General features: G+C 45.5%; 11 protein-coding genes. 8 read left to right on the top strand and 3 right to left on the bottom strand.

Going from position 1 to position 13,754, the window contains the following annotated elements; genetic code table 11:
• The first annotated feature begins 129 nt into the window (after window positions 1–129).
• On the top strand, window positions 130–1,083 hold the full coding sequence (locus QLG00_RS15050; RefSeq protein ID WP_004945115.1) for a dienelactone hydrolase family protein: 954 nt from the start codon (window positions 130–132) through the stop codon (window positions 1,081–1,083).
• Between the two features lie 103 nt (window positions 1,084–1,186).
• Window positions 1,187–2,293 (top strand): HPP family protein, encoded by a 1,107-nt coding sequence (locus QLG00_RS15045; RefSeq protein ID WP_282471314.1) that lies wholly within the window; start codon window positions 1,187–1,189, stop codon window positions 2,291–2,293.
• A gap of 66 nt (window positions 2,294–2,359) precedes the next feature.
• Here the strand turns inward: QLG00_RS15045 and QLG00_RS15040 are convergent, their stop codons facing one another.
• Entirely contained in the window at window positions 2,360–2,632 is a 273-nt protein-coding gene (locus tag QLG00_RS15040) for a PspC domain-containing protein (RefSeq protein ID WP_004934426.1), read from the bottom strand.
• Between the two features lie 318 nt (window positions 2,633–2,950).
• On the opposite strand from QLG00_RS15040, the gene QLG00_RS15035 reads away from it, so the two are divergent.
• Window positions 2,951–3,592, top strand: coding sequence for a hypothetical protein (locus tag QLG00_RS15035; RefSeq protein WP_252511630.1), 642 nt, complete (start codon window positions 2,951–2,953; stop codon window positions 3,590–3,592).
• 38 nt (window positions 3,593–3,630) lie between these two features.
• Here the strand turns inward: QLG00_RS15035 and QLG00_RS15030 are convergent, their stop codons facing one another.
• The gene (locus QLG00_RS15030) at window positions 3,631–5,454 is read right to left on the bottom strand and encodes an acyl-CoA dehydrogenase C-terminal domain-containing protein (protein ID WP_004934431.1); all 1,824 of its coding nucleotides are present in this window, start codon (window positions 5,452–5,454) and stop codon (window positions 3,631–3,633) included.
• A 235-nt stretch (window positions 5,455–5,689) separates the two neighbouring features.
• Here QLG00_RS15030 and QLG00_RS15025 point away from each other — a divergent pair, with 235 nt between their 5' ends.
• Entirely contained in the window at window positions 5,690–7,963 is a 2,274-nt protein-coding gene (locus QLG00_RS15025; RefSeq protein ID WP_282471313.1) for a hypothetical protein, read from the top strand.
• A 147-nt stretch (window positions 7,964–8,110) separates the two neighbouring features.
• On the opposite strand, the gene QLG00_RS15020 is transcribed toward QLG00_RS15025, so the two are convergent.
• Window positions 8,111–9,823, bottom strand: a complete 1,713-nt coding sequence (locus tag QLG00_RS15020; protein ID WP_004934437.1) for an electron transfer flavoprotein-ubiquinone oxidoreductase — start codon at window positions 9,821–9,823, stop codon at window positions 8,111–8,113.
• A 185-nt stretch (window positions 9,824–10,008) separates the two neighbouring features.
• Here QLG00_RS15020 and QLG00_RS15015 point away from each other — a divergent pair, with 185 nt between their 5' ends.
• The 4 genes from QLG00_RS15015 (at window position 10,009) to hemH (ending at window position 13,754) form a co-directional block, all read left to right on the top strand.
• Entirely contained in the window at window positions 10,009–10,620 is a 612-nt protein-coding gene (locus tag QLG00_RS15015; protein ID WP_282471312.1) for a DUF1285 domain-containing protein, read from the top strand.
• A 46-nt stretch (window positions 10,621–10,666) separates the two neighbouring features.
• Window positions 10,667–11,557: a glutamate racemase gene (gene murI, locus QLG00_RS15010; RefSeq protein ID WP_282471311.1), complete on the top strand. Its 891-nt coding sequence runs from the start codon at window positions 10,667–10,669 to the stop codon at window positions 11,555–11,557.
• A gap of 78 nt (window positions 11,558–11,635) precedes the next feature.
• Window positions 11,636–12,673 (top strand): DUF4062 domain-containing protein, encoded by a 1,038-nt coding sequence (locus QLG00_RS15005; protein WP_004945132.1) that lies wholly within the window; start codon window positions 11,636–11,638, stop codon window positions 12,671–12,673.
• Window positions 12,674–12,731: 58 nt separating this feature from the next.
• Window positions 12,732–13,754 (top strand): ferrochelatase, encoded by a 1,023-nt coding sequence (gene hemH / locus QLG00_RS15000; RefSeq protein WP_212515283.1) that lies wholly within the window; start codon window positions 12,732–12,734, stop codon window positions 13,752–13,754.

The following is a 13,754-nucleotide window of genomic DNA, read 5'->3' as shown; positions in this document are numbered from 1 at the left end:
TAAGGATTTTGCAGGGGAGTGGCAAAGGTTCTGTGTAGCTCGCAGCAAGAAAAAACAACCAAAAGCCACATTGATTGTCGGGAATGAGCGCGATATTGTGGAATCAAAATCTGTCGCCGAGCACCCGATATGTTTGAAAATAAAGTTAAAACTCCATCTTCGCAGTGTCGTATTCTGCTGGCAATTTTGGCCACACTCGGCTTGAGTACAGCAACGCAAGCAGGCTGGGTGACGGATAAAATTGTGACACATATTCAGCAGAGTATCCGCTATCATCAGTTGCCGATTGTGCACAAGCGGCTCAATGTCGATCAGCGGGTGCGTAGTTTCGAACTGTTCAATCCCAATCCAAATGCCCAGTCACAGCCGCTGGTGATTGCCTTACATGGTGGTGGCGGTAACTCCTCACAAATGATCAAGCGTTTTCAAGCACAGGCAAAAGCGCACGGATTTTTATTAGTGGCACCTCAAGGGATTGGGCCTTCAGAAAAAAAAGGCGTCTGGAATAGCGGTGGCTGTTGTGGCGATGCCGTGCAACAGCAAGTGGATGACGTGCGCTTTATTCAACAATTAATTGCGTACCTAAAGCAGCATTATGCAATAGATAGCACTCGTATTTATATTGCCGGATTTTCTAATGGCGGTATGTTGACGTATCAGTTGGCTGAGCAAATGGGCACTCAGTTGGCCGCAGTGGCGGTGGTGTCAGGTGCGATGTTTGAACAGCCGCCAGTTGCCAAGGCACCTGTGCCAATCTTGATGATTCATGGTACGCGTGATCATGTGGTTCCGGTGGCAGGTGGAGTCAGCTCAATCGGTTTTGTTGCCAAGGCGCAGACCAAAGCCTTCGAGCCTGTTCAATTTCCACTTCAATACTGGAAAGCCGCCAATCAGTGCCAGACATTAAGCGAGGAAGTAATGAGTAAACAGGTCACACGTCTAAAAGGAGAGGGCTGTGCGGCTGATCTGATGTTTTATCAGCTCGCCAAAGGCCACCATGTTTGGCCTGCTAGCACCAATCCGCATGATCGTGTCGATGCATCGACCCTGATCTGGAGTTTTTTTGAGCGGCATCATCGTTAATCAATTTTACTGCTGTGTATAAGATATAATTTAAATGCATTTTTAAGGTTGGTCTGTTTATACTTTTGTCTCTCAGGCAGTTCAATACCGAGGCGTACGACAGGTGAATCCAACAAAGCAAACTTGGCTAAATGATCTAAAACCCGATTTTCGCGTGCTGGCGCTCAAAGAGCGGATGTACTGTGCAGTGGGTGCCTTGCTTGGATTGGCCATTTCGTCTTGGGTAAGCTGGTGGGTACTCCATGGCATGAATGCTTGGTACATTGCGCCGATGGGGGCTTCATCTGTATTGCTGTTTGCTTTGCCATCTAGTCCTTTGGCTCAGCCGTGGAATATTGTGGTGGGCAATACCTTGGCCGCTCTAGTAGGCGTGAGCTGTGCGCTCTGGATTCCAGATCAAACACTGGCATTGAGTATTGCGGTCGGTATTGCAATTTTTCTGATGATGTCGACCGATGCCTTACATCCGCCGAGCGGTGCTGTGGCCATTACCGCAGTATTGGGTGGTTCGACGGTACATGAACTGGGTTATGCCTTTGTGATATATCCCGTCCTGCTCAATTCTGTTTTATTAATGGCTTTTGCAATCGGATTTAACCGTTTGATTGGTCGTCAGTTTCCGTATCCTCGGCATGTCAATACGCGTTCGAGTGATCCGACACCCACACAAAAAGTCACCATTCAGCCACAAGATATCCAGCGTGCTATGCAGGCACAGACCGAGCTGCTCGACATCAGTCAGTACGATTTAGAAAAAATTATTTTAGATGCACAAGCGCAGGCGCAGCAGCGCCAGATCAGCCATTTTGTCTGTGCCGATATTATGAGTAAAGACGTCATGACGCTTGATCAGCACGAAGAAATTCAAGATGCACTAGAAAAATTTAAACAGATTAACTTGATGAGCTTGCCCGTGATTGACCAGCATAAACAGGTGGTCGGCACGCTAGCGCTTTATGATGTGGTGGAATGGTTTAAACGCGCAGCAGATCTACGGGCATCGTGGGAATTTACAGTGAATCAAATTATGAATCGGACGGTGATCACGGCACAGCCGCTACAGCCGATTGGCGATTTAATTCCTTACTTTGTCGAAAAATCGTTTAATTATATTCCTGTGGTCGATCAGACTCAGTTGGTGGGGATCATCAGCCGCGCCGACATGATTGCAGCACTCCAGCAACAACTTATTTTACATACGCAAAGTTAAACAAAAAAAAGCTACGGTTGATGTTAGGGGAAACAACCGTAGCGACCAACATGGTCAAAGGGTGGGTTAACGTGAGTGTCGATCTTCATGTACGGTGCGAACCGGATGGCTATATCCCTCATTGACTGTACTATAGGCCAAACGTTTCGGTTGCTTTGGCATCACCAGCCATAAAATCAGGTACACCAAAATACCCGGAAAGGCGGCACTCATCAGTGAAATCACAATAAAAATCAAACGAAGTAAGTTCGCGTTCCAACCAAAACGTTCAGCAATACCGCCCATTACACCGGCGATCATATGTTGTCGGTTGGAACGGTATAAACCCGTAGTGGCCATTGACGTTTCTCCTTAAAAAATAATATCGGCAAACATCTTGAAACTCGATGCTTGTATTTTTATTTGTGGGGCAGGTCGGCCTGTTTTAAAGTGACAAACGCAACTAAAAGGTTAAATTATGTAAAGCAATCCCACCTCAAGGCGTGATCCATTTTACAATTGCATTCATTTTAAACAGCGGATGTTTAAACTTTAGCTGGTGAGTTTCAGGCTGCAGTCTTGCTACGACCACGCTCTTTTTTTTCACGCTCTTCAACAATTAAGTCTTATCACGCACTTATTTGTTTTGTCTTGTTTACGGTATTTTGTGATATGAATATGATGCCTTTTTCATCGTCACAGCAGATCAAGCTACCTCACCTGATGTGTATGGGGGTAATCGGTATGAGTCTGACCGCTTGTGATGCGAGCAATCCTTCGCACGAGCATGTGTCGAGTCAACATGTACGCCCTTCAGAAATGAATGTACAGATCGATTCGGGCAAAAAATTATCCGATGTTGCTGGGCAAGCGACGTTGCCAGTTTCACAGCATGCATTTAAAAATGCCGAAATTTCTGAAGATGCTTTGCGTTATGTCGGGCGTTATCACACGCGTATTGCCTGTGTAGATACGGCATTTAATTGTCCGCAGGGCAGTGCCGAATATATTTTGACGTTATTAGAAGATGGTACAGCACATCAGACCTTGGTGAATCCGGGACGACTGGGCGCAGAAGGCAACATCAAGGAAAAAAGTGCTTATCGTCAAGATAACTGGACCTTAGATAAAACCCACAACCAGATCGTGATAGAGCTAAACGAAGGCGTCGACATTTACTACAAAATTGAACCCGATCAAGATTTAAAGCTTAATCTGGCGCGTACGATCGATCACGAAAAATTAAATCCACGCCGTGAACTAGAATTTGGACTCATCGCACCTAAGCAAGAATATATTCTAGAAAAAAGAGACGATTAAAAAAAAGGCATCATCGGATGCCCTTTTTTGAATTTGAATTAATAATCAAAACTGAAATGTTCTGAAGGCAGTGCCATCAAGGAGCGAGATGGATTCACCATCGATTCTGCATGCCCTTGAGTACGTGGCAACAAGCGTTCAAAATAGAAGTCTGCAACTTTAATTTTAGCTTTGTAAAATTCCGCAGTTTCTTTGCCGTCACCTGCTTCTAATTTCTCAGAAGCAATCACTGCCTGCTGTGCCCAGAAATAAGCCATCATCACGTAGCCTGAGAACATCAAATAATCCATTGAGGCAGACGATACAATGTCACGGTCTTTACGTGCGGCAAGCATAATACGTACAGTCAGTGTATTCCACTGTGCGCATAGTTTGGTTAAATCCCAAGCAAAACGGCGCAGATATTTGTTACGTGCATGACGGCCACAGAATTTCAAAATTTCGGCAGTATAGTCACGAACTACTTTACCTTTTGAAGACAATAATACTTTACGACCAATCAAATCGAGCGCCTGTACGCCTGTTGTTCCTTCATACAAAGTGGCAATGCGTGCATCACGTACGATTTGTTCCATACCCCATTCTTTGATGTACCCATGCCCACCAAACACCTGCACGCCATGATTGGCAGCTTCGAGGCCCAGCTCGGTCAAAAAGCCTTTCAAAATTGGCGTATAAAAGCCTAATTTATCGTCGTATTCTTCATACTTTGCCTGATCGCCCACCAGAAGTGCATCGGTCATTTTATCGGCCAATTGTGCAGCATGATAAATCATGGCACGACCACCTTCGGCAATTGCCTTTTGAGTCAACAGCATACGACGTACATCGGCATGATGGATAATCGCATCGGCCACTTTATCCGGATCTTTTTTCCCAGAGAGTGCACGCATGGACATACGCTCTTTGGCATATGGCAATGATCCCTGATAAGACAGCTCGGCATGTGCAATCCCTTGTACCGCTGTCCCGATACGTGCGGTATTCATAAAGGTAAACATGGCATGCAAACCTTTGTTGATTTCACCAATCAGATAAGCGGTTGCACCATCAAAGTTAAGCACTGCAGTGGCTGAAGCTTTGATCCCCATTTTATGCTCAATCGAACCACAGTTCACCGTGTTGCGCTCACCTACACCGCCGTCTGCGGTTGGCAAAAATTTTGGCACAATAAATAGTGAAATACCGCGTGTTCCCGGAGGGGCATCTGGTAAACGTGCCAACACAATATGCACGATATTTTCTGTCAGATCATGTTCACCCGCCGAAATAAAAATTTTGGTTCCAGTGAGCTTGTAGGTACCATCTGCTTGAGGTTCGGCTTTGGTTTTGACTTGTCCCAAATCTGTACCACATTGTGGCTCGGTCAAACACATGGTGCCCGACCATGTTCCTGCCACCAAGTGCGGCATGTAAGTATTTTTTTGTTCTTCACTACCAAACTGCAAGATGGTATTCATACAGCCCATACTCAGGCCTGGATACATGGTGAAAGCCCAGTTTGCAGTACCCATCATTTCAGATTTGATGAGATTGAGTGACATAGGCAAGCCCTGACCACCAAATTCTTCCGGATACGAAAGACCCTGCCAGCCGCCTTGCACGAACTGGTCGTAGGCTTCCTTATAACCTTTTGGAGTGCGCACCTCACCGTTTTCAAAATGACAGCCTTCATCATCACCACTTTGATACAAAGGTGACAACACATTTTCACAGTAATCGGCCGCACCTTCTAAAATCATGTCGATAGTATCTGGATCTGCATTTTCTCCGTTTGACAGAGTTTTAAAGTGCGCAGGATAATCAAACACTTCATTCATCAAGAAACGTACATCACGGAGTGGGGCTTTATACGCTGGCATCGTCTTAACTCCTAAATGGATTGGAATAGAGTGGCTCTATTGATGATTTATTATTGACACAGCTGGCTAAAAAAACATTGATAACGTGACTTGAAAAAAATGTCAGAAAAGCGAATTGAAGATCGATCTGGTTCGTTTTGATTCTGATTTTCTGATACAGTCAAAAACCTGTGTTTTTTTCAAAAAAACAAGTTGAAGCTTTGAAACTATAACTATATTAACGGTGTAATCGGTAATGATACGTCTAAAATACTTAACTTTTTGTTTATTGGGTTTGAGTCTGAGTGGTTGTACCCAACATGTCATAAAAACCAATAATGAAAAGCAAGCGCTTGATCAGCAAGCTGTTCGTGGTTTAAATGCCATGTATCAATATCCAAGTTATGACTATAGCGGTCATTTTTCAGTAAACGTGGATGCATCGACAGCTCAAAGTCGCAAAAATCACCCAGCGCCTGCTTTGCTCGATCCAGCTTTGCAGCTGAAAATCGATCAATTTTTAGCAGATCAACAGATTAAGCTGAGTTCTGCGGAGAAACAGGCCTTTTACGCGGCCATTGCGCAGCAAAAAAAATCGGGTGCGCTTGATCCATCGCGTTTTGAAAAAATAGCCGAGACCTTACTCAATATTTTAAATGACGTTCAATTTAAATTTGACGGCTCCATTCACTATCGCGAACGGATCGGCAGCTTTAATTTAACGGCACGTTATGAAAAGCCCACCTTGTTGGTGCAGGCCAAAGTTCCGATGATTCTGGATTTAAAGGCCTATCGCTTTTATACCAATTATTTTGCCATTATGCCGTATCTGGTGAATCAGGAGAGCCAAGACTCATTGGCCTATCTCGATTTTTCTAAATATTCAGAGCAATTGAAACAGGTCAATATGCAAAAGCTGGTCGAGTATCTGAAGGCCTCAACTGCTGTGATGTATGATCTGGCCGAACCCGGACAATTACAGCGTCTATCGATAAATCGTGATGATCAAGCCAAAGGTGTGGTTGAAAAAATCCGTCTCAAGACCACGCTTGAGGATGTATCACTACAATCGGGCATGTTTGAACAGGTCAATCAAAAATACTTTAACCAGTCTGTTTTAGGGCTTAAAGATCAATCGCTTGAGCAGTGGGCGGAAGGTGAGGCCACAGCTCAGCAAGCCGAAAAAATCGTGACTGGCAAAGAGACACCAGAGCAGCAAGCCGATGCTGCTGCACTGTCGCTGTATCAGTTACTCAATCAAAAATTTAATTTAACGGCCAGCGAAGAACTCGAGGCAACTGAGCTTGAGTCCGAATCTGACTCTGAGGCATCGGATCAGGAGACGTCTGTCGCGGTTGTAGACGGTTTAGATGCCGAAGCATGCCAAGCCTTGAACCAGTCAAATCAGCCGATTGCGGCAGGCGATGCGACCTATTGTATGCAACAGTACGACATCGATGTTCTGCAATCGGTGCAGACACCAAAAATTTTGGGTCTCACTGAAGCGCGTGCAGAACTGGCCAAAACTTTTGCGGCTTACGATCAAAACCAGTTTATCGATCAAGATGCGTTTAAAGCTTTATGGAATAAACATCAAGCTGAGGTTCAGCGTGTGAAGGCGAAGGTACAAAGCTCCAATCCGTTTGTCATCGATGTCGGTCTTGATGCTCAAGGTCGAGCGGCTACCATCGACTATAATCTCGGCTTTACTTTGCCGGGCAGTGACAAAAAGCTTAATCTTCGTGCCGATACCCTAATACAAAACTATGGCCATGCGACACCTATCGATTCCAAGCAGTTAAAACAAGCCAAATCATTTAAGGAGGCCAGTAAGGGCTCCATGATCGAAGGGCTTGTGGGAAATCTAAGTAAAACCTTAGGGCAGGACACCACATCAAAGACCTCTTCAGGTGCTGAATTGTCTTGGGACGATCAGTTAAATCAACTGGCTGAACGCACTTACGATCAAACCCGATCTTATGAAAAGACCTTTAATGCCGTGTTCATTGCCAAGCTCACCGCAGATTCCCCTGAGTTTGTTCGACATCATTCACGTCAGGATTTAAACGAAATTGCGCAGGTTTATGCTTATTGGTATTCAGATGAAAAAACCAATCCGCTTAATGCAAAGCGTTTGGCCGTGATAAAACAGTTGCAACAAAAGCATAAGTTGGTGCAGGACGATCAATTTGATGCTGAACTCGGCTATGACGTTGACCGTATCGTGACACAAGCCATGCAAACCAAAACCGAGCGTCAGCAGTGGAAGACGTTGCAGCAACAATTTAAACATCAGCCACAACGCTTGTTTGCCCAGCAGTATATGCTGAGCTTTGAAAAAGAAAATGAGCTGGATGCGACTCAGCGTAAACAGTTGCTCGAGGTGGCCAATATCTTAGGGCGTGTTTATGTCGATACCCGTCAAAATAAACTTAGCCCAGCAACTGTACAAGGCGTACAGGAAGCACATCTTGAATATATCGACTACGATTTATTTAAACAGGTCTATGTGCAGTTAATGACACATTAATTATTCATACTGAAAATAAAAAAACTGGATCCTTGATCCAGTTTTTTTATGCGGGTGGTTTGTTTAACCACCCGCTCTAGCTTAAGCGTATGACGATATATTTGGAGATGAGAAGCGATTATCGCTTCGCAAGAACGATCCAAATATTTACATATTTGGATAGTTTGGACCACCACCACCTTCTGGTGTCACCCAAGTGATATTTTGCGAAGGATCTTTAATATCGCAGGTTTTGCAGTGTACACAGTTTGCAGCGTTGATCTGGAAGCGCGGCGCAGCACCATCTTCAGCCACAATTTCATATACACCCGCAGGGCAGTAACGCTGTGCCGGTTCATCCCATTTAGGCAGATTCACTGCAACAGGAATGCTGGCATCGGTCAATTTCAAATGCGATGGCTGATTTTCTTCATGCAAGGTATTTGAAACAAACACAGAAGACAAACGATCAAAAGTAATCTTGCCATCAGGTTTTGGATACGTCGGCTTAACACTGACTTTGTCTTGTGTTTTTAAAGCACTATAATCCGGTTGCAGGTCATGCAAGGTAAATGGCACTTGAAAGATATTTTGGTCAACAAAGTTAAAGGCACCACCCATCCAGAGGCCAAACTTGTGCATGGCTGGACCAAAGTTACGGGTGCGGTGTAATTCTTCTTTGAGCCAGCTGTTGTCAAATTTGTGCGTGTAGGCAGTCAGTTCTTTGTCGAACAGATCATCACCTTCCACAACACGGGCAACAGCCAAGTCACCGCCTTTTTCGACACCACGTGCAATCGCTTCAAATACCGCTTCGCCACACAGCATGCCAGATTTCATGGCAGTGTGAGAGCCTTTGATCTTGGCAAAGTTTAAGAAACCTGCGTCATCACCAATTAAGCAACCGCCTGGGAAGGTCAGTTTCGGCAATGAGTTCAAGCCACCTTTCACCACAGCGCGCGCGCCATACGAAATACGTTTGCCACCTTCAAGATATTGCTTGATGAGGGGATGGGTTTTCCAGCGCTGCATTTCCATAAACGGGAACATGTGCGGATTCTCATAAGATAAATCCACGATCATGCCCAAGGTCACTTGGTTATTTTCGGCATGATAAAGCCACCAGCCGCCCGAAGAGCCTGTTTCACTCAATGGCCAGCCAGAACCGTGCATCACCAAGCCCGGTTTGTGTTTCGCTGGATCGATTTCCCAAAGCTCTTTAATTCCGATACCGTAATGCTGTGGATCGGCATCTTTGTCGAGATTAAACTTGTTGATCAGGCGTTTACCTAAATGACCACGGCATCCTTCGGCAAACAAGGTATATTTGGCATGCAGTTCATAACCTGGCGCAAAGTTATGCGTTGGTTCACCATCTTTACCAATGCCCATGTCGCCGGTCTGAATACCTTTAACGGTCCCATCAGCATGATAAAGCACTTCTGCTGCAGCAAAACCTGGGAAAATAGACACTTCCAGTTCTTCTGCCTTTTGACCCAACCAGCGCACCACATTGCCGAGCGAAATGACATAATTGCCATCGTTATGCATGGTTTTAGGCACCATCCAGTGTGGTGCTTCCTGAGACTTTTCATCAGACATCAAGAAATAGGTTTTATCTTCGGTAACCGGTACATTTAGCGGCGCACCTTCTTCTTTCCAGTTCGGAAAAAGCTCATTCATCGCGCGTGGCTCAAGTACCGCCCCAGACAGGATGTGAGCGCCTACTTCGGAACCTTTCTCGACGACGCAGACGGATAGATCGGATAAATTATTTTCAATCGCGAGTTGGCGAATTTTAATCGCAGCAGACAGACCTGCAGGTCCTGCACCAACGATCACTACGTCAAACTCCATCGCTTCTCGTTCGATGTGTTCCATGTAGGACTCCTCATATTGCTAAGGGTGGCAACCGTAATTTGATATTCGGTGCTGCCATGAGTGTTCTGAATCTCTAGACACAAGCCACGGATCGTGTCTTTAATAGTCTGGGCTAGTATAGATTTAAACCGTCATCTAGCCAATTGGCTGAGTCGTTATATTTTCTCGTCAGCAAGGCATAAACTATGGTAAATCAAAATAATTCATCTCAGGAGAGTGAAAAATCACCCTCAGATGATGATAAAAACTTAATCAACATTGCACAATACGTAAAAGATGTACAGCAAAGTCACAAAAGGTCAATACCACCTCTCGACCAGTGGCACCCAAAGCATTGCGGTAAAATGGATTTGATCATTAAAGCCAATGGAGAATGGTGGCACGAAGGTCAATTAATGAAACGACAAAGCATGCTGGATCTGTTCTCAAGTGTACTGTGGCAAGAGGCGGGCAAATTTTATCTGAAAACCCCGGTCGAGCAAATCGAAATCGAGGTTGAAGATGCGCCTTTATTGGTCAATCGGGTCGAGCAGGTTCAGATTGACGGGCAGGCGTATTTGCAATTGACCACGACCAATCAGGATATGGTGCTGGTCGATGATGCACATCCGATTTTTATGCAGGAATACGCTGGCGAACGGCGCCCCTATGTACATGTACGTTTTGGACTCAATGCCTTAATTCAACGACAGGTATTTTATCATCTGGTAGAACTGGGCCAGCTCGATGAAACACCAGATGGAAAAGTGGTTTTAACACTAAAAAGTGGTGATTTGCTCTTGCATTTAGACAGTTGAGGTTTAAGCTTGATGCTCAGTTCCATCTTGTCTTTGAAGTGCTGAAATGACTGCCATCTTTCCTGTTTCTCTTGAACTTGACCCGATGCCTGCGGCGTCTGCCGATGCACCCATCGGAGTGTTTGATTCGGGTGTAGGTGGCTTGTCGATTGCGCAGGAAATTGCCCGTCATTTGCCCAATGAGCAGATCGTATATTTGGCCGATACAGCGCATGTACCTTACGGACCACGGCCCGATCACGATATTCGTCAGTTGACGGCCCGTGGTATTGAATGGTTATACCGTCAGGGCTGTAAAATGGCTGTGGTGGCCTGCAATACTGCATCCGCTTTTAGCCTAGACAGTTTGCGTGCCCATTATGGCGAATCGTTTCCGATTGTGGGGCTGGTACCTGCGTTAAAACCTGCGGTGCTCCAAAGTAAATCGAAGGTGGTCGCGGTCTTGGCAACGCCGGCCACCTTTCGTGGACAGCTCATCAAGGATGTAATCGATCACTTTGCACAGCCTGCGGGGGTGCGCGTGATACCAGTGACGTGTCTGGAGCTAGTGCCGCTGATTGAAGCGGGGCAGGAAATGAGCCACGCCTGTTTGACGTTATTGCGTCAGATATTGCAACCCGTGATTGATCAGGGGGCAGATCATCTGGTGTTGGGATGTACCCATTATCCATTTTTAAAAGATGCGATTGAACAGTTATTTGGCAGCCAGCTCATTCTGATTGATTCAGGTGTTGCGGTGGCACGACAAACGGCCCAAATTCTGATTAAAAATCAACTGATTGCTGAACATGAACATGCCTCGGGATTGCGGATCGCGTGCTTTGTCACAGGTCAGCAACTTGAACAGACCCGTCAGGTGGTTGAACACTTGATTCCATCGCATCTTACGTGGCAGCTAAACTCGATTCAGGTTTATACTGCGCAAAAGACCAAATAAAAAGATTCGATTCATGATAAATATAAGATTGATCTTTATTTCCTTGCAATCCATCAGTAGCTGAAAGAGGACTGCCGCATGCTCGATCGGCGCTATCAAGTGTTTGTCGCAACCTCAGGTGCTGAGATGTCGCCTGAGCGCCGTGTGATTGCACAAACCTTGATTGGAATGGGTTTTTCATCGTGGTGTGTCGAACAGCGCTCACCCGTAAGCACCGCAATTGCCCGTCGGCAAATTGATGATTGTGATTATGTGATTTTGCTTTTGGGTAGCCAATACGGCGACTGCTCGGTTTCGGGCATTAGTTATATGCATCTGGAGTATATCTACGCCATCACCAAGCAAAAGCCTATGGTGGTGTTCATGCATGCCGATCCCGATGCGCGTGCAGAAGAATTACATGATGCATCGGCACCTGCTCGTGCAAAATTTATCGAATTTCGTAAGCAGCTACAGCAAGAAGTCGATCAGGTATTTTATTATCAAAACTTACGTGAATTAGAACATACCTTGCGCAGCAACATGCTGCATATGCTGGAGTGCTTTCCGGTACTGGGCTGGATTCGTCCGCAAAATATGCAAACTCTGCAAGATGAAATTGATCATCTGCGCAGCAAGCTTCTGCAATTACAACGTACATTGCGTCAGTGCGAAGAGGATATGGTGGCCATTTGTGATGTGTCCATCGACGACGTGTATCGGTTTGAATACCGTATTCAGGCTTATGAAGATGGCCATATTCACGAGTTAACCTTGCAACGCACCGAGCCATGGGGGCGCCTGCTATATGAACTCTCCAAGGTGTTTCAAAGCCCAATCCCCGAAGAATATTTTGCCAAGTGCCTCAATGATTACCTCAATGATACTGCCTTAAGCGACATACAAAAAACGCTGCCTCAGGTCTATGCGGTCGGACGGGCACAAATTCTGGTACATGGCTTGTATCACATCAAACTGCAAATGCGACAAAACGAATGGATTGTTCCGGTTCAACGTGATGAACAGCAACGAATGCAGTGGCGACTGACCGCAGCAGGGCAGCATATGGTTGATCGCTACTTTCAACATCAAAATCGAAATTTTCAATCAAAAACTGATTCATATTCCAATTTATAAATAACCTGAAAACCTGATACATTAAGCTCAGTCATAGGGTATTGATACAGGACAAAGTATGCCAAGCATACCTAAACCAAAAGTTACAGTGATTTTGGCCAATCTGGGCACACCCGATGCTGCGACAGCACCGGCTGTGCGTGAATTTTTGCGACAGTTCCTATCGGATCAGCGGGTAATCGAAATTCCAAAAGTGATTTGGCAGATTATTCTGAATTGTTTTGTATTGCCGTTTCGTCCCAAGCGCGTTGCAGAGGCGTATGCCAGTATCTGGAATCAGGATTCACCCATGCGGGAAATTCTGTATGCACAGGTTGCGGGCATTAAGCAGCAGCTCGATACGCAGTATCCTCATTTAGACCTGAATATTATTCCGGCCATGTCATATGGCAATCCGGGCATTCAAGCGGTGCTCAAAAACTTGTCGCAAATGCCACAAGAGCATGTGATTGTATTGCCGTTATTTCCACAATATTCGGCCACTTCAACTGCACCGCTATATGATGCCTTTGCGCGCTGGATTCCCAAGCAGCGCCATTTGCCGGGCCTGACAATTCTGAAAGATTACTATCGTCATCCTTTATATATCGAAGCACTGGCCAACAGTATTTCACGTTTTCAGGCAACTCATGGCAAGGCACAAAAACTCTTGATGTCGTTTCATGGTATTCCACAGCCTTATGCCGACAAAGGTGATCCGTATCCAGAGCGTTGCCGTGAAACGGCTCGACTGGTTGCTGCACATTTGGGATTACACGAAGATGAATGGGCCATCAGCTTCCAGTCTCGTTTTGGAAAGCAGGAATGGGTCAAACCGTATACCGACGCCTTGCTTGAAGAGTGGGGCAAAAGTGGCGTAGAAAGTGTTCAAATTTTAAGCCCGGCGTTTTCTGCGGACTGTTTGGAAACTTTAGAGGAACTTGAAGTAGAAAATGCTGAACTATTTTTGGAATCTGGTGGTCAGCGTTACGAGTATATTCCAGCATTAAACACCAATGCTGAACATCTTGAGTTGTTAACACAACTCCTTAAAGTGAATCTGGATGCCCTAGATTACACGCTTGCATATCGTGAGCATTGA

The organism is Acinetobacter sp. V89_7, from assembly GCF_029967895.1.
GTDB lineage: Bacteria > Pseudomonadota > Gammaproteobacteria > Pseudomonadales > Moraxellaceae > Acinetobacter > Acinetobacter soli.
The sequence above is the reverse complement of the archived record's forward strand: the minus strand, read 5'-3'. Positions and strand labels throughout refer to the sequence as shown.